Source organism: Lactococcus sp. S-13, assembly GCF_004210295.1.
GTDB lineage: Bacteria > Bacillota > Bacilli > Lactobacillales > Streptococcaceae > Lactococcus.
The window spans coordinates 813,970-838,917 of record NZ_SDAK01000001.1 but is presented as its reverse complement, the minus strand read 5'-3'; the positions used below and the strand labels follow the sequence as shown (position 1 = coordinate 838,917).

Sequence of the window (24,948 nt, the reverse complement as noted above, 5' to 3'; positions counted from 1 at the left end):
ATGACGGCAAAAGGTTTACTGGTAATGGATGTGGATAGCACGCTGATTGATGAGGAAGTGATTGATCTTTTGGGGGCAAAGGCTGGTCTTGGTGAACAGATTTCTGAAATTACGGCGGCGGCTATGCGCGGCGAACTGGATTTTCGGGGAGCCTTGGTGGAGCGCGTCGCTTTGCTTGGGGGGCTGTCGACGACAATTTTTGATGAGGTTTACAAGGAGGTGCATCTGACAAGAGGTGCGCGTGAATTGATTGACATCATGCATGAAAAAGGCTGGAAAGTCGGTGTTGTTTCGGGTGGTTTTCATGAAATTGTGGACAAATTGGCAGAAGAATTGAAGTTAGATTGTGTGTTTGCGAATCGTTTGGCTGTGGAAAATGGGCGACTGGTGGGCCAAACGCATGGGGAGATTGTGGATAAGCAAGCAAAATTGAACAAAGTGAGGCAATGGGCGGCTGAAAATGAGTTGAGTTTGGCTGATGTTGTTGCTTTGGGCGATGGTGCAAATGATATTCCGCTACTCCAAGCTGTTGGGACTGGGATTGCTTTTTGTGCTAAGCCGGCGGTGCGTGCGGCTGTTTCGCACCAAATTGATGAGCGGAATCTGTTAAAAACACTTGATTTTGTGGAGAAAATGGGCTGACGGAATTTTTGATGAGCATTTTGTTAGAAAAAATACTGACGGATTTGTCAAGGATGCTCTGGAAATAGAAAAAATGCTGACGTAAATTTTCGTCAGCATTTTTTCTTAGTATTTGATATTGAAATCAGTAAAATCTGGGAAGGAAGCTGGGCTGGATTCGAGAGAGGTGACTTTGGCAAAGGGAGAGAGTCGGCCTTTTGCTGACTTTTCTCCGCGGACAAGGGCGGTGAATTGGGCTAATTTTTGGGCATCAGGGGTCTGAGCGAGGATGCCGACGGTGCCGTCATCATTGTTCCACACGCGCCCAAAGATGCCTAATTGGCGTGCTGTGGTGATGACGAAATAGCGAAAACCAACGCCTTGGACGCGTCCGGAAACCGTCATTTTTACTTTGAGCATATGTTTTACTCCTTAATTTTTAAAATTTGAAAAGCTGCTGAGTTCTTGTTTTTGAAAACGTTTTTATTATATTATACCACAAGCGCGAGCAAGTTTGACAAAAATCTGATAAAATAGCTGTATGGAAATTATCAGTGCAAAAGACAATAAAAAAGTTAAAGCAGCGCGAAAATTGCTGACGAAAAAATATCGGAAAAATTCTTATTTGATTGAGGGCTTTCATCTGCTGGAAGAGGCGCTCAAAGCTGGGCGACAAGTTGTGCAGATTTTTGTGGAGGAGGGGAAACTCGAGAAACTGGGCCAAATGACTGCCCTTTTTGCTGACGAAAATTCTCATTCCCTTTTTGAGCTAGAGAAAATGCTGACGAAAAATTCCGATAAGCTGCGTATCAATGTGGTGACTAAGGATGTTTTGAAATCTTTAGCGGACAGTGACAGCCCTCAAGGTTTGATTGCAGAAGTTGCCAAAATTGAAGAGTGGCTTGACTTTTCTGCAGCGAAATATTTGCTTTTGGAAAATGTCCAAGATCCTGGAAATGTTGGAACAATGGTGCGCACCGCTGATGCAGCTGGATTTGACGGGGTATGTTTGTTGGGAGAAACAGCAGATCCATACAGTCCCAAAGTGATGCGGTCAATGCAAGGTTCAAATTTTCATTTGCCTGTGGTCAAAATGTCCGCCGAAACCGCTTTTGCTGCGGCTAAAAAGTCAGGTTTATCGCTGTTGACAACGACTTTGTCGGCAGATTCGGTGAGTCATAAAACCGTCAGTCCATCGCGTTTTGCGTTGGTGATGGGAAATGAGGGCGCTGGCGTGTCTGATTTGGCAGTGGAGATGGCGGATCAGTTGGTGCATATCGATATGCCAGGACAAGCTGAGTCGCTCAATGTCGGTGTCGCAGCTGGAATTTTGATGTTTTCATTGTGAGTATTTAAAAATGAATCTTGGTTAAAAACGTGTGAGAAGCAGAGCGATGTTAGGAGGTCAAATGAAAATTTACAAAGCAATTATGGATCGCCCGCTGGGCTATGTGCATCATGGGCAGGCTTATCCGCTCAACTATGGCTTTATCGAAGGCTTGATAGCTGGTGATGGTGAAGAACAAGACGTCTACGTTCTGTCCAAGTTGCCTGAAAATCAAAAGCCCTTGACCAGCTTCACAGGCAAGCTCATCGCTGTTATCCACCGCAAAGATGATGTGGAGGACAAATGGGTGCTGACCAGCGAAGGCGAAACGTTCACCAAAGACGAAATCGCAGCTAGCGTTCACTTTCAAGAACAGTATTTTGACAGCGAAATTGAACTGGTGGACTGAAAAAAATGCTGACGCTTTGCGCTTTTTGACCGCGCACAAGAGAAAATGCTGACGAAAATTTCCGTCAGCATTTTTTCTAGTTTTTTAGTTGAAATGAGCAGCTAAGTTTTCGGCAAAAGCTTCTAAGTGAGCTTCATCTTCGTCTTCTGGGGACAAGTCAACACGCACAAGTTCCGCGCCTTTTGTCGCTCCTGTTTTTTCAAACTGAGCTTCAAACATATCCACACAGATACAGAAATCATCGTAGAAAGTATCGCCAGATCCAAAGCAACCGTAGATTTTTCCAGACAAGTCAACATCGGCTAATTCCTCGTAGAAATCCACGATTTCGTCAGGCAATTCGCCATCGCCATAAGTGTAAGTCCCGACGATACAAAGATCAGCATCAGCCATATCTTCGGCATCAACCGAAGAACATTCATCAAGCTCAACTTCGAAACCTAATTCCTCAAGTTTGTCGGCCACAATATCCGCACAAGCTTCCGTATTTCCAGTCATACTTGCATATACAATTTTTGCTAAAGGCATTTATTTATTCTCCTTTTGGGTAAATCTAAAAATCTTCTTTGAAAATAATTCAATTTAATTATATCAAAAATCAGCTCAAATCAAACTTCAAAACTATCACGAATCACCAAAAGGAGCCAAACACGTCTCATTTGCAAACTCTCCAGAGGCCTGAAAGAATAGAAAAAATGGCGAAACTGGTCTATTTTATGTTAAAATAAAGTGTATTTACACTAAGAGCAGGTGTTTGATGGATCAGACCCACCTCTTATCAAATAGTTTTTGAAAAGGCTCATGATTGTTGGAGAAAATACTTACAGATAAAGCGATAAATACTATCTTGTAAGTGTTCAGTAACCCCAGTAAATTCAATTTATTCTCTGATGAAGTATGCGTCACTTCAAAAAATAAAACATAAAATCACAAGGCCTTTAGTGGCAAAGAAAGTTCTAAGTTCACTTAGCTCACCACTAAAGGGTCAATAATTTAAAGGAAAAAAATGATTACATTAAAATCTCAACGTGAAGTTGAACAAATGGAACGCTCAAGCAAAATTTTAGCAGATATTCACATCGGCCTGCGTGACCTCATCAAACCAGGCATCGATATGTGGGAAATTGAAGAATATGTCCGTCGCGTCTGCAAAGAAAAAAACGTTCTTCCTTTGCAAATCGGTGTGGATGAAGGTAACTACAATCCTTTCCCTTATGCGACTTGCTGCTGTTTGAACGACGAAGTGGCGCACGCCTTTCCGCGTCATCAAATGCTCAAAGAGGGTGATTTGATTAAAGTGGACATGGTGCTGGGCTTGGTCGAAGACGGCTCTGTGGACGTTTCAAAACTTGACTTTGACGATGCCAAATCAATGGTTAAATACCAAGAAGAGTTTCGTGGCGGCGTGGCCGATTCTTGCTGGGCTTATGCGGTCGGTGAGGTTTCTGACGAAGTTAAAAACTTGATGGACGTAACCAAAGAATGCCTCTACCGTGGGATTGAACAGGCTAAAGTCGGCAATCGTATCGGTGATATTGGCGCAGCCATTCAAGAATACGCTGAAGGCAAAGGCTACGGTGTCGTGCGTGATTTGGTCGGTCACGGCGTTGGGCCAACCATGCATGAAGAACCAATGGTGCCCCATTATGGTCGCCCAGGGCGCGGTTTGCGTTTGCGCGAAGGCATGGTTTTGACCATTGAACCAATGATTAATACGGGCGGCTGGGAAATCGATCATGACGGCGAACGCGGCTATGTGACCTTTGACGGTAGCCTATCATGCCAATATGAGCATCAGTTTGTCATTACCAAAGACGGGCCTGTTATTTTGACTTCCCAAGGCGAAGAAGGCACTTACTAAACCTAGAGAATTTACTGACGAAAATTTTCGTCAGCGATTTCGGCAGAAAAAATTGGAAATGAGAGGAAACATGAAGAAGATTATCCAAAAAATCGGTGAACTTACAGCGACTTTCATGGCTTTTTTCAAAAGCTCAGAGATGAGCTTGTCGTCAATCGCTGTGGCTTACTATCTTTTGCTGGCAATTTTTCCTCTTGTTTTGATCGTTGGAAATATTTTGCCTTTCTTGCAGATTGATCGCTCAGGCTTGATGAATTTTTTGTCGGATAATTTGCCAAGTGACATTTACCGCGGCGTCGCGCCAGTAGTGAACAACCTGCTTGGGCAGCGTAATACGGGCTTACTTTCTGTTTCGGTCGTGGCAGGTTTGTGGACATTTTCGAGAGCTCTATCGGCTTTGCAAATGGCGATGAACAAAGCTTATGAGGTGTTCAATCATCGAGATTTCATTGTCAGTCGAGTGATTGGCTTGGTGTCGGGCTTTGCGATTTTACTTTTCTTGTATTTTTCCATCGTCTTGTCAACCTTTGGACAATTGATTTTGGAGCAGATTCATCATCTGTTTCCTTTTGACCAAAATCTCTACCGCACCTTGCACAATATGACCTTGCCGGCTGTTGCCGTTGCGATTTTCCTATCTTTGATGTTGCTGTATTTCGTTTTACCCAATGTCAAAATTAGAAAATTGCGCTATACCATGCCGGGAACTATTTTTTCCACCTTTGTTCTGGTTTTTCTGACCAACTGGGTGGCAAAATACGTCACTTTTGCGCTCAATCAGCTGGATGACTTGAAATTGATTGGGTCTTTGGTTGTTTTTGCGCTGATGATTTGGTTTATTTTTATTGCGCGCGTGCTGATAATTGGCGCAATTTTGAATGCTGTTTATCAGAAGACAAAATTGGGCAAAATCGAAACCCGCCGTGGTGAAATTGTTGAATTTATCAAAGAAATTAGAAAATAAAAATGCTGACGTCAATTTACGTCAGCATTTTCTCTAAAAAAAGCGGCCTAATGAGCTGCTTTTTTTCCTTTTCGAAAAACAAAAAACTTGGAGTAAAGGTAATTGATGACAATAATTAGGATTTGCATCACAAGGTTCAACAGCGCAACCATATGATTTTTGGATAAATGCAAAAGCGACATCAAAAGCTGCGGATGTTGGTCAATAAAGTACCAGTTGACCAGAATGGACAGCAGCAAAAGCACGATTCTCCCCGAAACAAAACTGATGAAATCTCGAAGCAAATGCGTCGATTGATGACGAAAAACAAAGCGTTTGTTGGTGAAAAAAGCAAAAATGATGCTGGCGCATTGAGCAGCCGTTTCGGAAGCCCAGCCAGAATGCCAAGCCTGCCAAGTGAGCCATTTCACAGCCGCATACACGGCCGTCGCAAGAACTCCAAAAAGTAAGTAACGGAAAGTTTCTGAATTAAGAAAAGTCATGATTTTTTTCATTTTTATATTATAACGCACAAAAGAAAAAAGGGCAACTTTGCTTGAAAAAGACAGCCAATTTGGGAAAAAATAATCCGTTTTCAGATTTTTTCATTTTAAATGGCTAAATATTGACATCACTGGCTCAAAAATGTCATAATAGAGTCATGCCAAAACAACGATTTTATTCTTTTATGATTGGAACAGTTATTGAAGCTTGGATTTTCAGCTGGACTTTCCTTTCAAGTTCATGGTTTTTTGCCACATTTTTTGGGGTGCTTCTTGTGCGCCGAATTTTTTTGGCTCACCGTTTGGACAAAGTGATTCGTGGGATGAAATTATAATTTTATCCTCATTTTATTATAGAAAAAGGAATTTTTAAAGACAAAAGTCAGTAAATTTTCCTGATGTCAACAAGACAGGAGAAAAAATGTCGGTTTCAGTTCAAGATTTGCTCAATAAAATTAAATTTAATGTCATTTATTCAACAGAAACAGCCTTGCAAAAAGAGATTACGACTTCAGAAATCATGCGTCCGGGTCTTGAAATGGCTGGATATTTTGATTATTTCACCCCTGAGCGGATTCAACTTTTTGGGATGAAAGAGTGGTCTTACATGATGACAGTCGTCGGTGACAATCGCTACGACTTGCTCAAAAAAGTCATGGCCTCGCAGACACCCGTTGTAATTGTCGCGCGTAATTTGGAAATTCCAAGCGAAATGATTGCTGCCGCCAAAAAATCAGACATTGTATTACTTCAATCACGTGAAGCGACGAGCCGTTTGAACTCCATTTTAACCTCATTTCTCGATGAAAAATTAGCCGAAAGAACCACTGTTCATGGCGTTCTTATGGATATTTTTGGCGTTGGTGTCCTCATCCAAGGAGCCAGCGGAATTGGGAAATCAGAAACAGGTTTGGAGTTGGTCAAACGCGGCCACCGACTAGTTGCCGATGATCGTGTTGACGTTTTTCAGCGTGACGCCTTCACCCTTTCTGGCGAACCTGCCGAGATTTTGCGCAATATGATTGAGATACGTGGCGTTGGGATTATTGACGTCATGAGCCTTTTTGGTGCCGGTGCAGTCAAAGACGCAACTGACATTGATATGGCCATTTATCTTGAATACTACGATACAGAAAAGAATTTTGACCGTCTTGGAAATGCCCCAGCCCTCGTCAAATTTTCTGACGTTGAGCTGCCCCAAACCCGCATTCCAGTCAAAACAGGGCGTAATGTTTCCGTCATTGTTGAAGCAGCCGTTATGAATTTTAGAGCCAAACAAATGGGCTTTGACGCCACAAAAACTTTTGAAGACCGTCTGACGAACTTAATCAGCCACAACAAAGAGTAAAAATAAGTTTCGTCAGCAAAAATGTCACCAGAGAAAATGCTGACGCAATTCAAAAGACTCAAAAATAATAAAAAACTAAAACTATGAATAATATATTTCCCTACATAGCGATTGACAAAATTGCGCTCCAGCTTGGGCCACTAGCGATTCACTGGTATGCCATATTTATTGTCACTGGCGCAGCAATTGCCGTTTGGTTGGCCTGCAAAGAAGCCCCTCGCCGCAAAATGACTTCTGATGATATCATTGATTTCGTCCTTTTTGCTTTTCCCCTTGGAATTGTTGGTGCGCGAATTTATTACGTTGCCTTTGAATGGAGCTATTATAGTCAGCACCCCAGCCAAATCATTGCGATGTGGGATGGTGGCGGCGCCATTTATGGCAGTTTGATTATGGGTGCCATTGTCCTCTTTGTTTTCAGCTACTACCGCATGATTCATCCACTGGATTTGCTGGATATTGTCATTCCAGGCGTTTTACTAGCTCAAGCAATGGGACGTTGGGGCAATTTTGTCAATCAAGAAGCCTACGGTAAAATTGTTTCTAACCTTGACTGGCTTCCCTCATTTATCCGCAATCAAATGTTTATTGATGGTCACTACCGACTGCCTACTTTTCTCTTTGAAAGTATAGGAACCCTGAGTGGATTTATTCTTATCATGCTTTTGCGCCATCGCATCAAAGGCCTCTTAGCAGGAGATATTTTCAGTTTTTACCTCGTGTGGTATGGAAGTGTCCGCTTCATTGTGGAAGGAATGCGTACCGACAGCCTTATGTTAGGCCCTGCACGCGTTTCGCAATGGCTCTCTGTCCTCCTCGTCGTTGTTGGAATCCTTCTCTTTATCACTCGAAGAATTAAAAAAGCCTAAGAAAAAACTGTCATCGCTGGCAGTTTTTTCTCATTTCTTTCCAAAAAAGCAGCAAGTAATATTAGAAAATCATTCAATAATTTGTTATAATAAAGTCAAACTACAATCGCTTTCATAAAAAAGAGATTGAAAAGGAAAGTTTAGCTTTCCAATAAAGGAGGAAACGTGGGAAATATTGCATTACTAATCATTGCGATTGCTTTTGCTGTTTTGGTGATTTTCTTAGTCATCGTCTTGCACAAAGTATCCAAAGTCGTGGAGGAGGCAAACCGCACAGTCAAAGTCGTTTCTAGCGATGTTGATATTCTGCTTCACCAAGCAGATGGAATCATGACCAAAGCCAACACTTTGCTTGACGATGTCAATGGAAAAGTCGCGACAATCGACCCTTTATTTACCGCAGTAGCCGATTTGTCCGAAAGCATTTCTGACATCAACAACTCTAGCCGTAACCTTGTAAAACGCCTCAACCGTACCTCAGCGGGCCGTAAAACAGGAACCGTTTCAGCAGTTGTCCTTGCCAAAACAGCCAAAAGATTTTTTGTCAAAAAAGACAAAACAAAATAAAAGCAATCACTCAACAAGCTAACAAGTTTACAAAGGAAAGGAAATAGACCATGTCGAAAAAAACAGGATTTTTAGTTGGTGCACTCGTAGGCGCCGCTGCAGCACTCTTTCTCGCTCCCAAAAAAGGTAGCGAGCTGCGCGAAGACGCAGGTAAAATTTATGATGATTTCAAAGAAAATCCGCAAGAAACCCTCAATGAGCTCAGAGATAATGCCGTTGACTTTTCGAGCGAAAAATTTACAGAAATCAAAGAAAAATTTGATTCAGGTGAAATCTCAGCCGATAAAGCCAAAGAGTTTTTAATTTCAAAACGTGATTTAATCATGGAAAAAGTAGATTCAGGCGAACTCTCAAAAGATAGCGTTGTCGATTTTTTCAATGAAACCCGCGATGCGATTATGGAAAAAATCAATAGTGCCAAAGAGAGCGGTGAAGAGCTTTTTGATGAAAACCAAGCAACCGATGAGGAAGACTCCTTCATCTCGGACGATGCTGCCGCAGTAGTTGCCAAATTTAATGATGCCGAAGAAACTGAAAAAGAAGACATCAGCTCTGATTCTCTCGCCGAAGAAGCAAGAAAAATTGCCGAAAAAGCAAAAGAATTAACCAATCACCCAAGCGAAGAATGGTAAATTAAAAATCTGTCACTTTTGGCAGATTTTTAATATGTAAATTTTTTTCAAAGTTAAAGGTGGTAATTGGAAAAAAATTGCGTTATACTATAATTATAGAAAATAAATAAGAAAATCCGGAGGATTTCACATGACACAAGCAAACTTTGGTGTTGTCGGAATGGCAGTTATGGGTAAAAACCTTGCCCTCAACGTAGAATCACGCGGCTATACGGTTGCCCTTTTTAACCGTACAACTTCAAAAACAGAAGAAGTTATCGCCGAACATCCCGACAAAAACTTTGTTTTGACTAAGACTGTCGAAGAATTTGTAGCAAGTATCGAAAAACCACGCCGTATCATGCTTATGGTTCAAGCAGGTGCAGGGACAGACGCTACAATTCAAGCTTTACTTCCCCATTTAGATAAAGGCGATATCTTGATTGACGGTGGAAACACACACTTCCCAGATACAATGCGTCGTAATGCGGAACTTGCCAACTCAGGAATCAACTTCATTGGTACAGGAGTTTCAGGTGGTGAAAAAGGAGCGCTTGAAGGCCCATCTATTATGCCTGGTGGACAAAAAGAAGCGTACGATCTTATCGCTCCTATCTTTGAACAAATCGCAGGGAAAGCACCACAAGATGGCGCACCATGCGTGGCTTATATGGGACCAAACGGTGCTGGACACTATGTAAAAATGGTGCATAACGGAATTGAATATGGCGATATGCAATTGATTGCCGAATCTTACGATCTTTTGAAACGTGTGCTTGGTCTTGATAACGCTGAAATCCAAGCTATCTTTGAAGAATGGAACGAAGGCGAACTCGATAGCTACCTCATCGAAATTACTAAAGAAGTCCTGAAACGTAAAGACGACGAAGGCGAAGGCTATATCGTAGATAAAATTCTTGATAAAGCAGGAAACAAAGGAACAGGAAAATGGACTTCACAAAGTTCACTTGATCTCGGTGTTCCACTTCCATTGATCACCGAATCAGTCTTTGCGCGCTTCATTTCAACTTACAAAGACGAACGTGTCAAAGCAAGTCAAGTTTTGTCAGGTCCAGCAGTAAACTTCTCAGGCGACAAAGCTGAAATCGTGGAAAAAATCCGCAAAGCACTTTATTTCTCAAAAATCATGTCTTACGCCCAAGGATTTGCTCAACTTCGTCAAGCTTCTAAAGAATACAATTGGGATCTTCCATACGCAACAATCGCACAAATCTGGCGCGCAGGATGTATCATTCGTGCAGAATTCCTTCAAAACATCACAGACGCCTTTAACAAGAATAATGAACTTGAAAACCTCTTGCTTGACGACTACTTTGTGGACATCACAAAACGTTACCAAGAATCAGTTCGTGACGTTGTGACCCTTGCTGTTCAAACAGGTATCCCAGTTCCAACCTTTACCTCAGCAATCAGCTACTACGATAGCTATCGCTCAGCAAATCTGCCAGCGAACCTCATCCAAGCTCAACGTGACTATTTCGGTGCGCATACTTATGAACGTACAGATAAAGCCGGAATCTTCCATTACGACTGGTATACAGAAGATTAATCAAGATGAGTGCGAAAGCCCGCTATATCAACATTTGATTGCGAAGAGTGAACGAAAAAATAGGGAACTTTAACTAAGTTCCCTGCCAAAATCCCTGCCAAGATTTCTTGGCAGGGATTTTCTTGTCTTTGCTTGATATGACTGAGATTAGAGGCTTTTAAAATGATTCGATTTTACGTGAATTTTTGCTTGGATAATCTCTTTACGATGAGGCTTACAAGTGGTAGAATAGAGATATGGATAAATCAGAAAAATCGAAGGGGTTAACCCCTTCCTATAGGTATATACCTAAAGGAATACTTACAGGAAAAAAATATAAAAATACACCGTTTGGAACAAGTTGTTCAAACGGATTTTTTGCATACTTTGAAATTTTCGGAGGTTGCAATGACCTCTGAAAAGCTTATTAAATCAAAGGAACGTGTCCAAAAGCATGGTGAAGTTTTCACTCCCTCATGGATGGTTCAAAAAATGCTTGATACCGAAGGCGTAAAAGAAGCAACGGAAGATATTCATGCTACTTTTTTAGAGCCTTCTTCTGGCGACGGGAATTTTTTAGTCGCAATACTAGAGCGGAAACTCGAAGCGGTAACACAGCAATTTGACAAAATGAACTGGAAAACCAAGTCTTTATTTGCTCTAGCTTCAATTTATGGGATTGAGTTTTTAGAAGATAATCTTGAGCTTGCAAGATTTAAAATGCTCGATAATTATATGAAATGGTACGAGAAAGCATTTGGGGAACGTTTAAGTGTAAACACTGGATTCTATAAATCCACCAAATTTATCATCCATAAAAATATTATTCGAGGAAATACTTTGACGAAAAGACATCCTGATACCGATGAACCGATTATTTTTAGTGAGTGGAAAAGAGTAAAAGGAAAGCCAAGTAAAGTGGAATGGTCAGAATTCACATTTGCCAGTCTTTTTGGAGAAAATGTAAATGTTGAGCGAGGGATTCCAGAAGGTCAACTCAGTCTTTTTGACCTAGACGGTGATGGAATTGATGATATAGCGCTTGATATAGAGAAAAAAATGGAGCCGATTATTATTGATATTCAAAAAGTTTATCAGTTGGAGGAAAAATAGATGTCAAAGAACTTTGAATTTTTGAAGGTTGAAGCAGATACGGCTATTCTTTTTGAAACGGCAAATCTTGCGGAAGAAAATTATACCCATAAAGATTATGAAGGCACGCTGACTAAAGTCCGAAAAATGGCTGAAAATGCTGTTGTGCTTGTTTTGGAAAAAGAATCCATTGTTCTCCAAAATCGTGCCAGTTTTAATGATAAGCTCAATGAAGCAAAACGTTATATTCCTGAACAATACATCGTTCAAGCCTTTTATGATGTTAAAAAATTAGGAAATCTCGCAGCTCATGAGATTAACTCTGCAGAAGCTACTCAAGAAAATGCACTTAAAGCACTCCATCAGATTTTTATCATTTTAGTCTGGTTTGTAAAAAAATATACAAGCACAGATATTCAAACGGCTTATTTGGACTTTTTAGAACCTGAAGCAGAAAAATTGTATCAAGCTGCAGAACGTAAGTTGATTTATATTCAAACCGTAAATAATGAAAGTGGAATGTTTCAAGCTTACGAAGGCACTCAAAAAATTGGTGAAGCAACTGCTCCAGATGATGATTTTGAAGTGGACTGGTCACCTAATAGTGAATTTTTACGAAAAGTCGCTCCAAAGCGAATAAAAAGTTACATGACAACTTCAGGCTTGCCTTTTATTTTAGAATGGGTGGAGTTAGCTTGGCAAAAATCCACAAAACTATGGTTTGGAGATAAAGCCGTCCATAAGGTATTAGATCGTTCGGGAGTAAAACGTCCAGAATATCTAGAAGGGACAGAGTGGTTTAAAACTGATTTAGAAACTGCAAAAGAAGCCATCAAAGCAGTCAAAGAAGGACGTTCTGCGCTTCAAGGTATCGCTGAACCAACTCCAACTTACGAAATTAAACTTCGCCCTGAGCAAGAAAGTGCTGTTTCTAAAACCAAAGCAGTTTTTAAGAAGAAAAACAATATGCTTTGGAATGCTAAAATGCGCTTTGGAAAAACCTTGACTTCTTTGCAACTGATTAAAGATGAAAAATTCCAAAAAGTACTGATTATGACTCACCGTCCTGTGGTTTCTGATTCTTGGTTTGAAGACTTTGGCAAGATGAAAATGGCAGCTGAGGGCTATCGTTTTGGTTCTAAGGATAAGGGAGAAACGCTTGAAAATCTCAAAACAGGAGATAGTCCGTTTATCTTTTTTGCTTCCATTCAAAAGCTAAGATATGGTGGCGGAGAAACGAACCTTGCTGAGTTTTCTGATGTGGATTGGGATTTGATTATCATTGATGAAGCCCACGAGGGAACACAGACAGAACTTGCTGATGTAGTGCTGAAGGCGGTCAAGAAAGAAAAAACGAAAATTCTTGAACTTTCGGGAACTCCTTTTAATCTGCTGGATCAATACGATGAAGAGCAGATTTACACCTGGGATTATACAATGGAGCAAACGGCTAAACTCAAATGGTCACTTGAAAATCCTGATAAACCTAATCCTTATGAAACACTGCCCAAAGTGTCCATGTACACCTTTGAAATGCGGAATAAAGAAAAATATGCGGATGAGTCCAAAGCCTTTAATTTCCGTGAGTTTTTCCGTGTAGACGATAGTGGCGAATTGGTTCACAAAGAGGACGTCCGTGCCTTTTTGGACAATATTACCAATCAAGATAATACAACAAACTATCCTTTTTCGACCGAGCAATACCGCAATGAGTTACGTCATACGCTTTGGCTCATGCCTGGGGTAAAAGAGGCGAATGCTTTTGAAAAGTTGCTCAATGAACACCGTATTTTTGGGCAAGAATACAAGATTATTAACGTTGTCAAAGATGGTGATAGTAATGAGATTACGGACAAAAATAGTCTTGATTTGGAAAAAGTTCGCAAAGCCATCACAAAAGACCCAAGTCAGACAAAAACAATTACTTTGACTGTCAGAAAGTTGACAACGGGTGTCAATGTCCCTGAATGGACAGCGGTTCTGTTCTTATCGAATACAAATAGTGCCATGAATTACTTACAGGCAGCTTTCCGTGCGCAAACACCATTTTCTCATGAAAAATTAGGCATGAAGAAAAATTGCTACATTTTTGACTTTGCGCCAGACCGTGCCTTGTCTGTCATGGCTGAATCTGCACAAGTTAACTCAGGAGTTGGGAAGAAAAATACCCAAGAGCAAAAAGACATGCTTACGCGCTTGCTAAATTTCATGCCGATTTTAGGTAATAGCGAGATGGGGATGACCAGCTTTAATGTTGATAAAATGTTGACCCAACTCAAAAAAGTCTATGCCGAAAAAGCAGTTCGCTCGGGCTTTGAAGATGACAGTTTGTATAATGATAATCTCTTGACACTCACTGAAGGAGATACTCAACTTTTCAAGGATTTAAATGCAATTGTTGGAAAAACAAAAAAAGTTGTTGATGATAAAAAAATTGTTATCTCCGATAATGGTTTAACCGATGAGGAATATGATAAAGGCGAGAAAGCAAAGAAAAAGCCCACTCGACAACGTACTCCAGAAGAAAGAGAAGCGATTGATAAAATAAATGAAGCCAAGAAACAACGTAAGACCATGATTTCCATTTTGCGTGGGGTCTCTATCCGTATTCCGATGATGATTTACGGGATGAAGTTGGATTTGTCAAAAGATATTTCGATTCAAGATTTTGTTAAAGAAGTGGATGATGAATCTTGGAAAGAGTTTATGCCTAAAGGCTTTACAAAGCTGATGTTCAATCAGATTGTGCAGTATTATGATGCAGAAGTTTTCATCGAGGCGGGACGGATTATCCGTCAGCGGGCAAAATCTTATGATCAGCTAGACTTTATCGAGCGGGCTGAGAAGATTGCGGAGCTGTTTGCTACCTTTAAAAATCCTGACAAAGAAACGGTGCTGACACCGTGGCGAGTGGTTAACTTACAATTGACAAAAACGATTGGTGGATTAAATTTCTTTGATGATGACTTTGTCAGTACGACTGATGGAGCTGTCAGTAACCTACATTGGGTTGAAAGAGCTGACACAGACAAGGTGTATACTGATGAAGTTAAAATCGTTGAAATCAATACAAAAACAGGGCTTTATCCGCTCCATGTAGCAATGAGTTTGTATTATCAAGCCGTCAATAAAAATGAAGATATTCACTTTGAAGCCGATGAAGTGTACAAGAAAATCTTGAAGGAAAATATCTTTGCCATTGCCAAAACAGAAATGGCAAAAACCATCACAGGGCGTACGCTTGCAGGATATAAGAACTTTGAGACTAACGTGCAGTATATAGACGGTTTTGTGGAAGCCATCAAGGAAAGTCCAGCCAAGGGCAAAGCAAAAGTAGAGGAGACATTTAAGAACGTGAAATTTGATGTAGTGATTGGGAATCCGCCTTATCAGGAAGAAACAAAAGATACAAGTGATAGTCCACTTTATCACCATTTTATGAAAACGGCATATAAAATTTCTGATAAAGCTGTTTTGATTACTCCAGCTCGTTTCTTATTCAATGCAGGGAAAACACCAAAAGAGTGGAATGAGAAAATGCTTAATGATGAACATTTGAAAATTATCTTTTATACTCAAGATAGTTCATATGTGTTCCCAAATACAGATATCAAAGGTGGTATCGTTGTAACTTACCATGATAAAAAAACTAACTTTGGAAAAATTGGTACGTTTACTCATTTTGAAGAATTAAATTCAATTTTGAAAAAGGTTGAAAATCATTCAGATTTTATCCCATTATCAGAAAAAATTACTCTACAAAATAAATTTGATTTGGAGAGACTTTATAATTCATATCCTAATTTAAAAGCAATTATCGGAAGTAATGGTACTGAACAACGACTGACAACCTCAGCATTTTCCCAACTTGATATTTTTTCAGATGTAAAACAGACAGAAAATGATGTTCAAATACTAGGATTAATTTCTAATAAACGTCACTATAAATGGGTAAATAGAACTTATTTATCAGAGTTTGGAAATCTTGATTCATATAAGGTTTTAGTTCCAAAATCAAACGGTACGGGAGCAATCGGCGAAGTGCTTAGCACACCCCTAATTGGGGAGCCCCTAATTGGGGAGCCCCTAATTGGGTTTACTCAAAGCTTTATTTCGTTAGGCACATTTGACAATAGAGCAGAAGCAGAAAGTTTATTAAAATATGCTAAAAGTAAATTTGCAAGAACTCTATTAGGTGTTTTAAAGATAACACAAGATAATCCGCCAAAAACGTGGGTAAAAGTTCCTTTACAAGATTTTACTCCAAACTCTGACATCGACTGGACAAAATCCATCCCCGAAATCGACCAACAACTCTATGCGAAATACGGACTTTTGCAAGACGAAATTGGTTTTATTGAGGAGAAAGTGAAGGCAATGGAATGAGTGGTTCTATAACTAAGAATCAGCATATTGTTCCTCAGTTTTTGCAAAAGAATTTTTCTGACAACAACAAGCAAGTAAATATATTCAGAATTTCAGAAAGAAACATCACTCATACTTTAGGGGCAATTTCTAAAAATATGAGTCAGAGTTATTTTTATGGTAAAAATCAAGATGTTGAAAAAACTTTGGGGAATTTTGAAACAAAGGCTGCACCAATAATAAATAAAATTATCAATCAAGATTTTGATATTTCACTTGAAGATGAAGTAACTCTAAGAGCTTTCATTTTTTGTCAATTTTTACGTCAATATTCTTTCATTGATGAGATTCATCATTTTTTTAAAGAAGGATACGAAGCGACAAATGAAGAAAAAGCTAAATCTGCTCTTTCAATGATATTGAGACCTAATATTATTAGTGATCTATCAAGTTTTGATTTATATATTTTAGAAAACAAAACAAGAACACCTTTTATTCTGGGAGATAATCCAGCTTTTGTTTCGAGCTTTTATATTGAAAAGCCAAAAATAACAAGGGAAGAATTCAAAAAATCAGGTGTAAAAGAACTGTATTTCGGTATGGTTGGAACAAGATTGGCTGGACCCGATACCTATATTTATTTACCAGTAAGTCCTAATTTTTCATTTATTCTTGTGAAAAAGGCTTACCAGATTGATAATAGTCAGCATTTAAGAGATGGATTATACTACGTCAAGATTCAAAAGGATAAAACGATAAAAGTTTTTAATAAGACACAGATTTATAATGCTAAAAGAACTATTATTACTTCTCATAAAGGCCTAGATAAAATAAAAGAATATTTCTTTTCAGTTAAAAAGTTGAGAAGAACAAAGGAAGAGCAAATAAAGCAAAAACTTGATTTACCATTTTTTAACTGTTTTCTTCCAGATTTGTCTAATTTTGCAAAGAAAAGATAAATGTGTTTATTATTTAGGAGAACGAGGAGGTGGGAGAGATGACAAAATACCAGAAACCTATTTTGAGACTTTCGGCAACAGAAGCGCGTGACTTTTTTCTTATGAAAGAAAGCTATTTCTCTATAAATTTACCAAGATATTTCGATTTAGATGTCCTGCTAAAACAAGCAGTTGATACTTTCGGAACTAGTGAGTTGAAGGAAATTCGAGATAGAATTGTTAAGAAAGAAAAAGGAAAAAATCTAAATTATTTTGATTTTCAAGATGTAAATTATACTTTTCAATTAAATAAGACGAAAACAACTTATCGTCCGATTACTCTTATTCATCCCTATTTATATGTTGACTTGGTGAATTTTTTGACCAAAGATGACAATTGGACGGAATTACTTCAACGATTTGGTGAACTTAGAGAAAAAACAAAATCTAAGATTATTTGTCACAGTCTTCCTTTTGTACCTGAAAAGGATGAAGAAGATAAAAAAGAAGCCTCACTAAAATTTTGGAAAGATATTGAGCAAGAATCAATCAAATTAAGTTTGGAATATAACTATCTAACAAAATTAGATATTAGCAACTTTTATGGTAGCATATATACTCATACAATTCCTTGGGCTTTTCATGGTATAGATGAAGCAAAAAAAGATAAAGGTAATAAACCAAAATTACTAGGTTCGAAATTGGATAAAAAGTTTCGAGACATGAATAATCAAGAGACTGTCACAATTCCCCAAGGGAATAAGGTATCTGACTTAATTGCAGAAGTTCTGCTTGCCTATCTTGACGACCAACTTTTGGATAAACTTGATTCAAACATAGATTTTAAGATTTTACGTTATCGTGATGACTATCGAATTTTTACTAACTCTAGCGAGGATGCAAACTTTATTAAAAGAGAATTAGTGACTATTTTGCAACGTCACAAATTGAGCTTGGGAGAAAGCAAAACAAGCCAGAGTTCAGATATTGTTCATGATTCGATTAAAGAAGATAAACATTACTGGATAGAACATGACCCAGTAATCAAAATAACCAATGATAAATTTTATCAAAAACCAAAATAATTTGCATTAAAATTTGTTCCTTTTCTTCGTTATGGAAGTCGTAAATTAAAAAACGATAGATTCAAGTGGATTATGGACAACCGTATTTATGAAGCGACAGTTCAGAAACATCTTCTTATCATAAAAGAATTTGCCGATAAATATCCAAATAGTGGTCAACTGATTGGGGCTTTGAAAGAATTTGATAATAGAGTTTCAGGATGGAAAAATGAGGATTTTGCTCATACTGGAACTGATATTGGTGTTTTGGTTGCGATTGTGACTGATATTATAAAGAGCAATCCTAAAGCGACCGAGAGTGGTGTGAAGACCATTTCTTATTTATTAAGTCGTATTGACTACAAAACGACACTCGGTGAAATCCTTGAGTCATGGTCAGAGCAACGTGAAATAAAGAAAGATTTCGAGTATAAGTTTTTACTGTTAAATCAAATATATTCTAATCTGGCAAAGCGTAGCTATAATGGATACTTAGAAATCTGGTTTCAAAGATTAGTCGTAAAAAATTTGAGCGAAACAAGTTATTTTATCAGGGAATATTCATTTTCTGTAAATAATGAGCTTGCTAAACTAGTTTGCGAAGCAGTCCAAGGAACTTTAGAAAATTCTATTTTTCAAGAAGATTGGATTAAAGAGGATAAGAGGATAAACTTGGCTTCTTTCATCAATAAAGAGAAAATTGAAAAGTTGGATGATGTTATCGGAAACGATGAAATAAGAAACAATGAATATTTTTAACTAATATATTAGGGGTTAATAATATGGACAACAAAAAAATAAATGTTGAATTTACAAATTTCGAAAAAATTTATTATGATTTACTATCAAAGCGTGTGAAATTAAAATTTGATGATTTTCATAAAGAAAAAGAAGGCGGTGGGAAGGGGACTCAAATTGATTTTTATCCAGAGGATAGAAGTCTTCTTAATAGTATTATCAATAACAATCGTTCAAAGGAAAAATTTTTAATTCCTCAAAGATTTGCGGATAGGATGGTCGAAGATGAGATATTTTCAGATGGTAAAGAACTGTATTGGGGGACATCTAATGAAATTGGTCAATATTTCGATGATTTAATCATTGCTTTGTTAAAGGATGTTCATGATTCAGATTATTTCAAAAGTAAGTTGATTGGAGATAATTATTTTAAAGATGGTAGGATTGGCAATTTCTATTTACACCTTTCAAGATATGATCCAAATCGAATAAAGATACTTAGAAAATCTTTTGATTTATTTATTCAAAATGAAATTGAGAAATATTTTATTGAAGAAAAAGATGGTGTATTTGATATAGAGAAAAAAGTAGATTTTGTTAAGAAAAGTAATCTTGACAACTATTTAACATCAAAGCAGCTTCCTGATAAATTAAAAACATATGTTGAGGAAGTGATAATTCTATTTTTGAATTCCTTTTATTTAGAACTTCTGAGTAAATAAGACACAAAAAATGCTCCTAATTGTAGGAGTTTTTTTGATGCTTTATATTTTTTTGTATAACTTTTTATAAAAAGTTATGTCTTATAATAAATTACAATATCCAAAAGAAAAACATAGTCCTATTGACTAAAAGAAAAAGTCTAGGAAGGAGGGAAAAATGGCTAAACAAAGCAAATTTTATGATTTGTTCAATTTAGATGTACCAGAAGTTGAACGAGTTAAAAATAGAAATATGTTGCTTAATTCCCTCTCATTATGTTTTGGCGAAGCAATTAAGGAACTCTGCGAAAAATCAGGATTATTGAAAAAAGATATTCCTGATAGGGTGTATCTATCTGTGGAGATGTTGAGAAAATGGCGGAAAGATACGGATAATATATTGAATGCAGAGTTGGAAAGTGTTGTGAAATTTTGTTATGGATTGTATTTACCACCTGAAGTTTGTGAACATTTATGGTACTGCTTAGGTCATATTTATAGGAAGAATGATGTTGAACAATCATATAAAGAAGTTAGTCAGTATTATTATTTAGAAACATTGGAAGAAATCAACGAAATACTGAAAAGTTTCAAATTAAAAACATGGCAAGATAAAAATTATTAAAAACGGTATCAGTAGTACCGTTTTTATTCTCGGATGGCTTTACAGCAAGGATATTAAGGCTGTAAAGGAATTGATAGTTCCCTAGAGATTTACAAATTTAATTATAAAATTTACTCATCAAAGGTTAAGCAAAACCTCTGATGGTCGTCTAGCAAGTCATGAATTGCTATCGTAAAACTGATTAGTTGCTTCTAGCCAGTTCCCCAAAAGGAGATTTCTGAAATGAAAACAGGATTTAAAAATAATAATGAGTACACAGGAGATACAGCCCGCAAATTTATTGTGAACGGTGTACCCGTGCAATGCACAACTTCACACATCGAAACTCAATACAAATATGTGGATAAACAACGCACAAATGAAATTACAGGATACAAATTGTGGTTTGTGCAAGAAGGTTTGAATCCGTTTGTTGTGAAATTTGATAAACAGCCTGAACTTCCACCTTTTCTCGCAATTGTAGAGTTTGAAAACTTACAAGGCATTGAGATTCGTTCCAATGTGTATTTCAAAGCAGATAGCTTGAAAGTGGTGAAATGATGAGCCAATCCAAAGCAGAAATTGAAAAATATTTACTCCAAAGTCTAAACATGGCTTTGAACGTTCAAGGAGAAACAAGCTATACCAATTCTTTTGCAGTAAAAGTGGAGGACGAAGGATTCTACTTCATTCCTCGCTTGCCTGCAAGCTATTTGATTGATGAAGGACTTTATCAAAAGATTTTCATTATCGCTAATGCTTCGCTTTATCCGCAATACACGGTATTAAAACAGAACTCCGCTTATTTTGTACCATTGGACACAGAAGATATTCACACTCAAAGAGCCTTGTTCTTTCCATGGTTTAAAGGGATTTCAAAACGCTTAGTCATCCCAAATCTCACAGAGTTTGTACAAAAGAATCAGGAATATAAAATTCCTATCATGGAAAACCTGAGTATAGATTACAACAAGACTGTTGGGGTTGTCGTTGCAGGTAATTCAGGCTCTGGGAAATCCTATTTCTTGACTTATTTACTCGAAAGTCTGGCTAAAATTTCTCATCTCATCATCTGTGACCCGAAATTTGATAGTCCGAGTAGGTGGGCGAAAACACATCATATTTCAGTCATTCATCCGTCTAATAATCGAAGCAAAAGCGACTTTGTGAGTGAATTAAATGATTCCTTGAGCAATGTGCTAAATATCATCTATGAACGTCAAGAAATCTTATTTGACAACCCCAATCATGAATTTGAACATTTAACAGTTGTGATTGATGAGACTTTAGCCTTGACTGAGGGAGTGAATAAACAAATCAAAGAAAGCTTTCTCTCATTGCTCAGTTCAATCGCTTTACTCGGTCGTGCGACACGTTGCCATTTATTGCTGGTCAGTCAACGCTTTGATTATAATGCTGTACCTGTTTCAGTTCGTGAACAAATGAATGTCTTGGTACAGATTGGAAATATCAATTCCAAAACGATACAGTTTCTCTTTCCAGATTTAGACCCGTCAGGAATTGTCATTCCTATTGGCAAGGGTACAGGGCTGATACAAGTGATAGATAACGAACATCCGTTTCAAGTCTTACCACTTTTAACACCAACTTTCTATACAGAACAGGGGATTTTATGAAAAAAACGTATTTTATGAAACACTTTGACCAAACTGTTCAGTTCCTAATGTATTCATTTTTGATGGAGATTTTGAGTTTGATGCTTCAACTTTTAATTTTCTTCATGAATAAATTGATTTTAGGTGCTAAAATTTCAAGTCTTGTAAATTTAGTGAATCAAGGAATCAGCTATTTAAGTATAGGAAGTTCGTTGTTCAAAAATATTGCAATGTTTCTTTTTATACTGACTGGTTTGATAGTAATGAGAGAATTATATTTCCGTTTGCGCTACGATTCTTTGAAAAATTTAGTCTTATCTATTCGTGGAACAACAAAACTCAGAAGATTTTTACGCCATATAGAATTTCTCAAAGATTCAGAGGGCAAGAAATCGAAAGAAGATATAATTATTTCAAATTACAACAAAGTAATCAGAAAAATTGTGTTAGATGTGGATAATGAAGAACTTCTACTTTATATCAAGCTCCCCAAAGAACACCAAGCACAAAAAATGTTGAAAGACATGGTTTCGGAGATAAAAGAAGAAATTTCAAATGCTTATCCTGAATATTTGATTTCAATATTTGAACGCCAAGGAAACTCATTGTGGCTTAAAGGCACAAGAAAATAAAAAAATCAGGAGAGATTTTGTGCCAAAGGCAGACAAAGAAGCTCTCCTGATTTTATTCAAAAGGACTAAAAATAAATGAATAATACAGATAAACAAATAACTGAATCAGCGGGTACTTCTAAAAGCCCGCTGGAGGTGCAAAAAATAAACCTCAGAACTCAACTCTCAAAAAAATATGGCTTTGTAACTATCAAGATTGACCGTTTAACCATCATGGGAAATGTGGAACTTGAAGAAAATCAAGCCTTTCAAAATCTATGTCAATTTTGGGATGTGATGGAATTGCAATCAAACGGAGAATATGCAGGTTTTTACGGGCAGTTATTTCGTGAAAGTACAGAAAATTTTTATGTGAGTTATATGCCAATTAAAGCCAAGAAAATGAAAACAAAGAATTTCTACTTAGAGTTTAACCCTGCGAAATCCAGTCAAGCAAATCTGAAATATGTATTTGACTATCTCCTTCCACTATTGGAAGAAATCAGTATTTCACGGATTGATATTGCGTTAGACTTTGAACGAGATTTATCTTCCTTTATTTTAGGAGGTCGCTCTAAAAAGAAAATCTTCTTCGGTACAGATGGCAAAATAGAAACCCGTTATGCAGGAAGTGGCGATGAATTTATTATTCGCTTGTACGATAAGAAAAAAGAACAAACAGAAAAAGGCGATAAAGTCGCCCAAGAGGAAGCTCAAAAATTTGATCAGCTCTGGCGCTTAGAATTTGAATTGCATGGTTCAGGATTCATTGAAAATCAATTGAAAAAAGAATTTCGTTTTCTATCTGATACTCCTATCTATCAACTTGATTTTGAGGATAGAAATTATATCGAACTTTCGCCACAAGAAAAAATTATATTTCTCTCAAAAGATGAACATCCAGAATTGTTTGCGGATCTATCGAAAGCTACAAAAGCCAAATATAATGCACTTAGAAAAAAGGCTAGTATTATTGATTTAGCAGATATGACAAGATTACCATTTGAACTGACTGAAATTTGTTGGGATTACCCGAAAGAAATTAATTTGATTCAGTTCTTGAATGATATTTTAAGAACTAAAGGAAATGAGGTGCAAGTTGCAGACAGTTAATTATAAAAATTTGATGGATTTGGGTTTCCCAGAACATACAGCTCGTGATATTATCCGTCATGCAAAGAAGATAGCTACAAATGAGTACAATGAACGGATGATGAGCACTAGCAAAAAGAGCAAAAAAATGATAGAATATCCTTGTTCACCCTTTGATAATCCTCGTGTGGGAATTGCTCCTACGACGATTGTTGAGCATTTGTTGGGCTTCGCTCTTGATAACAGAGAGGAAGAAAACTAATGGCAAAAACAAGATACAAAGGTGTATATAAAGATAAAAATGGAGTGATTTTCTATCAAGCAGAACTTGGTATTGATAAAATCACAGGAAAAAGAATCCAGAAAAAAGGACGAAAAACTAAACTGGGGAAACCTTTTACAAATCTCAAAGAAGCGCATGATGAGATGATTCGTGTTCAAACAGAGTACAATCAATCAGATGGAATTTCTGATTATAATATGACTTTTGAGCGTTTTATCAATAGTGAATATAAAATTGCTTATTTCGCAGGAAAAGAATCATCAACTCGCTTAAATGCTGATGTGAATTTCAGGCAACTCGTAGAGCGTTTTAGTAATAAAAAATTGCTTAATTTAACTGTTCGTGATGTTGAAGCTTATCGACTTTATCTGATAAATGAAAGTGGAAAAAAGCAAAGTTATGCTCGTCAAATTTGGAACAGGTTGAGATTAGCTTTAGATTATGCTGTTCGTATGGGCTATATGGAAAGTAATCCATGTAGAAAAACGGAAGGTGTTACTCTAGGAAAACAGTTTGCAGATTTTTGGACTTTTGAAGAATTTCAAAAAATTATCAATGTAATTGATACAAGCAAATATATTGACAGAAGAAATTTTGTTATGATTTGGTTGATGTATTTTACAGGTGTTCGGGTTCATGAAGGCTGTGCTTTGCTTTGGAAAGATATTGATTTCAAAGAAAAACGTCTTCGAGTGAACAAAACGCTTGAAATGTGGAGAGATGAAGATGGTCATCATCATTTCAGGGTAAAAAATACAACCAAAACTCCTGCGGGTATGCGTTGGATAGAGCTTGATGAAATAACCTTAGATTATCTTAAAAATTGGAAAGAAATTCAGGCAGGCGGTCAAGAAGATGATTATATTTTCCAGACTTATGACGGCTGTGCTTATCGTTGGACTGTTGCGGGTGCAATTAAGAAATATGCAAAATTAGCAGGAGTAAAGAATGTTTCAGGTAAAGCATTACGACACTCTCACGCTTCATATCTTATCAATGTACTACAAAAAGATGTTTTATATGTGGCTAGAAGATTGGGGCATACAAATCCATCAATTACTTTGCGACATTATGCACATTGGTTCAATGGACAAGGAATTTCAATTTCAGATGATTTAACCGCAAATATGATGGCATTTGGTTTAGCAGGATTAGACAAAAAATAATTCCTGCCAAAATCCCTGCCAAGAAAAAATGAATGGCTTAACCACAAGATTATAAAGCCATAAATCAGTA

Annotated in this window: 28 protein-coding genes; 25 read left to right on the top strand and 3 right to left on the bottom strand. The window is 37.5% G+C overall.

Annotated features, from left to right (window positions below; translation table 11 throughout):
- Positions 1-642 carry a phosphoserine phosphatase SerB gene (gene serB / locus EQJ87_RS04105; protein ID WP_130123463.1) on the top strand — a complete coding sequence of 214 codons (642 nt, stop codon included), beginning with the start codon at positions 1-3 and terminating at the stop codon, positions 640-642.
- A 105-nt stretch (positions 643-747) separates the two neighbouring features.
- Here the strand turns inward: serB and EQJ87_RS04100 are convergent, their stop codons facing one another.
- Positions 748-1,041 carry an acylphosphatase gene (locus EQJ87_RS04100; RefSeq protein WP_130123462.1) on the bottom strand — a complete coding sequence of 98 codons (294 nt, stop codon included), beginning with the start codon at positions 1,039-1,041 and terminating at the stop codon, positions 748-750.
- A gap of 121 nt (positions 1,042-1,162) precedes the next feature.
- Here EQJ87_RS04100 and EQJ87_RS04095 point away from each other — a divergent pair, with 121 nt between their 5' ends.
- Positions 1,163-1,969, top strand: a complete 807-nt coding sequence (locus EQJ87_RS04095) for a TrmH family RNA methyltransferase (protein WP_130123461.1) — start codon at positions 1,163-1,165, stop codon at positions 1,967-1,969.
- Positions 1,970-2,030: 61 nt separating this feature from the next.
- Positions 2,031-2,357 carry an inorganic diphosphatase gene (locus EQJ87_RS04090; RefSeq protein ID WP_130123460.1) on the top strand — a complete coding sequence of 109 codons (327 nt, stop codon included), beginning with the start codon at positions 2,031-2,033 and terminating at the stop codon, positions 2,355-2,357.
- An 84-nt stretch (positions 2,358-2,441) separates the two neighbouring features.
- Here the strand turns inward: EQJ87_RS04090 and EQJ87_RS04085 are convergent, their stop codons facing one another.
- Entirely contained in the window at positions 2,442-2,885 is a 444-nt protein-coding gene (locus tag EQJ87_RS04085) for a flavodoxin (protein ID WP_130123459.1), read from the bottom strand.
- Between the two features lie 478 nt (positions 2,886-3,363).
- Here EQJ87_RS04085 and EQJ87_RS04080 point away from each other — a divergent pair, with 478 nt between their 5' ends.
- Both EQJ87_RS04080 and EQJ87_RS04075 read left to right on the top strand, forming a co-directional pair.
- On the top strand, positions 3,364-4,218 hold the full coding sequence (locus EQJ87_RS04080; RefSeq protein WP_130123458.1) for a methionyl aminopeptidase: 855 nt from the start codon (positions 3,364-3,366) through the stop codon (positions 4,216-4,218).
- 70 nt (positions 4,219-4,288) lie between these two features.
- A complete protein-coding gene (locus EQJ87_RS04075; RefSeq protein WP_130123457.1) occupies positions 4,289-5,182 on the top strand; it encodes a YihY/virulence factor BrkB family protein in 894 nt (297 codons plus the stop codon).
- Positions 5,183-5,229: 47 nt separating this feature from the next.
- On the opposite strand, the gene EQJ87_RS04070 is transcribed toward EQJ87_RS04075, so the two are convergent.
- Positions 5,230-5,676, bottom strand: coding sequence for a GtrA family protein (locus EQJ87_RS04070; RefSeq protein WP_130123456.1), 447 nt, complete (start codon positions 5,674-5,676; stop codon positions 5,230-5,232).
- Positions 5,677-5,822: 146 nt separating this feature from the next.
- Between EQJ87_RS04070 and EQJ87_RS04065 the strand changes: the two genes are divergently transcribed.
- From EQJ87_RS04065 to EQJ87_RS03980, 20 genes are all read left to right on the top strand, one after another.
- Complete coding sequence (locus EQJ87_RS04065; protein ID WP_130123455.1) at positions 5,823-5,999, top strand: DUF3272 family protein; 177 nt, start codon at positions 5,823-5,825, stop codon at positions 5,997-5,999.
- 86 nt (positions 6,000-6,085) lie between these two features.
- Positions 6,086-7,012, top strand: a complete 927-nt coding sequence (hprK, locus tag EQJ87_RS04060) for an HPr(Ser) kinase/phosphatase (protein ID WP_130123454.1) — start codon at positions 6,086-6,088, stop codon at positions 7,010-7,012.
- 83 nt (positions 7,013-7,095) lie between these two features.
- Positions 7,096-7,881 carry a prolipoprotein diacylglyceryl transferase gene (gene lgt, locus EQJ87_RS04055; protein ID WP_130123453.1) on the top strand — a complete coding sequence of 262 codons (786 nt, stop codon included), beginning with the start codon at positions 7,096-7,098 and terminating at the stop codon, positions 7,879-7,881.
- Positions 7,882-8,046: 165 nt separating this feature from the next.
- Complete coding sequence (locus EQJ87_RS04050) at positions 8,047-8,448, top strand: DUF948 domain-containing protein (protein WP_130123452.1); 402 nt, start codon at positions 8,047-8,049, stop codon at positions 8,446-8,448.
- 50 nt (positions 8,449-8,498) lie between these two features.
- Positions 8,499-9,080 (top strand): YtxH domain-containing protein, encoded by a 582-nt coding sequence (locus EQJ87_RS04045; RefSeq protein ID WP_130123451.1) that lies wholly within the window; start codon positions 8,499-8,501, stop codon positions 9,078-9,080.
- 130 nt (positions 9,081-9,210) lie between these two features.
- Positions 9,211-10,629 carry an NADP-dependent phosphogluconate dehydrogenase gene (gene gndA, locus EQJ87_RS04040; RefSeq protein ID WP_130123450.1) on the top strand — a complete coding sequence of 473 codons (1,419 nt, stop codon included), beginning with the start codon at positions 9,211-9,213 and terminating at the stop codon, positions 10,627-10,629.
- A 236-nt stretch (positions 10,630-10,865) separates the two neighbouring features.
- Positions 10,866-11,027, top strand: a complete 162-nt coding sequence (locus EQJ87_RS11520) for a hypothetical protein (RefSeq protein WP_190289040.1) — start codon at positions 10,866-10,868, stop codon at positions 11,025-11,027.
- Entirely contained in the window at positions 11,017-11,721 is a 705-nt protein-coding gene (locus EQJ87_RS04035) for a DNA methyltransferase family protein (RefSeq protein WP_130123449.1), read from the top strand. The genes EQJ87_RS11520 and EQJ87_RS04035 overlap by 11 nt, the downstream gene beginning before the upstream one ends.
- Positions 11,722-16,086 (top strand): Eco57I restriction-modification methylase domain-containing protein, encoded by a 4,365-nt coding sequence (locus EQJ87_RS04030; RefSeq protein ID WP_130123448.1) that lies wholly within the window; start codon positions 11,722-11,724, stop codon positions 16,084-16,086. It begins immediately after the preceding gene.
- On the top strand, positions 16,083-17,024 hold the full coding sequence (locus EQJ87_RS04025; RefSeq protein ID WP_130123447.1) for a DUF4238 domain-containing protein: 942 nt from the start codon (positions 16,083-16,085) through the stop codon (positions 17,022-17,024). The genes EQJ87_RS04030 and EQJ87_RS04025 overlap by 4 nt, the downstream gene beginning before the upstream one ends.
- Positions 17,025-17,062: 38 nt before the next feature.
- A complete protein-coding gene (locus EQJ87_RS11685) occupies positions 17,063-18,088 on the top strand; it encodes an RNA-directed DNA polymerase (RefSeq protein ID WP_223804498.1) in 1,026 nt (341 codons plus the stop codon).
- Positions 18,089-18,160: 72 nt separating this feature from the next.
- The gene (locus EQJ87_RS11680) at positions 18,161-18,826 is read left to right on the top strand and encodes a hypothetical protein (protein WP_223804497.1); all 666 of its coding nucleotides are present in this window, start codon (positions 18,161-18,163) and stop codon (positions 18,824-18,826) included.
- A 23-nt stretch (positions 18,827-18,849) separates the two neighbouring features.
- Positions 18,850-19,527, top strand: a complete 678-nt coding sequence (locus tag EQJ87_RS04015) for a hypothetical protein (protein ID WP_130123446.1) — start codon at positions 18,850-18,852, stop codon at positions 19,525-19,527.
- Positions 19,528-19,684: 157 nt separating this feature from the next.
- A complete protein-coding gene (locus tag EQJ87_RS04010) occupies positions 19,685-20,131 on the top strand; it encodes a hypothetical protein (RefSeq protein ID WP_130123445.1) in 447 nt (148 codons plus the stop codon).
- 222 nt (positions 20,132-20,353) lie between these two features.
- Complete coding sequence (locus EQJ87_RS04005; protein ID WP_117517856.1) at positions 20,354-20,671, top strand: hypothetical protein; 318 nt, start codon at positions 20,354-20,356, stop codon at positions 20,669-20,671.
- Entirely contained in the window at positions 20,671-21,747 is a 1,077-nt protein-coding gene (locus EQJ87_RS04000) for an ATP-binding protein (RefSeq protein ID WP_130124588.1), read from the top strand. Before EQJ87_RS04005 ends, EQJ87_RS04000 begins: the two co-directional genes overlap by 1 nt.
- On the top strand, positions 21,744-22,358 hold the full coding sequence (locus tag EQJ87_RS03995; RefSeq protein ID WP_130123444.1) for a hypothetical protein: 615 nt from the start codon (positions 21,744-21,746) through the stop codon (positions 22,356-22,358). The genes EQJ87_RS04000 and EQJ87_RS03995 overlap by 4 nt, the downstream gene beginning before the upstream one ends.
- A gap of 213 nt (positions 22,359-22,571) precedes the next feature.
- Entirely contained in the window at positions 22,572-23,450 is an 879-nt protein-coding gene (locus tag EQJ87_RS03990) for a replication initiation factor domain-containing protein (protein ID WP_223804539.1), read from the top strand.
- Complete coding sequence (locus EQJ87_RS03985; protein ID WP_130123442.1) at positions 23,437-23,691, top strand: DUF3173 family protein; 255 nt, start codon at positions 23,437-23,439, stop codon at positions 23,689-23,691. The genes EQJ87_RS03990 and EQJ87_RS03985 overlap by 14 nt, the downstream gene beginning before the upstream one ends.
- Positions 23,691-24,878: a tyrosine-type recombinase/integrase gene (locus EQJ87_RS03980; protein WP_130123441.1), complete on the top strand. Its 1,188-nt coding sequence runs from the start codon at positions 23,691-23,693 to the stop codon at positions 24,876-24,878. Before EQJ87_RS03985 ends, EQJ87_RS03980 begins: the two co-directional genes overlap by 1 nt.
- Positions 24,879-24,948: the final 70 nt, after the last annotated feature.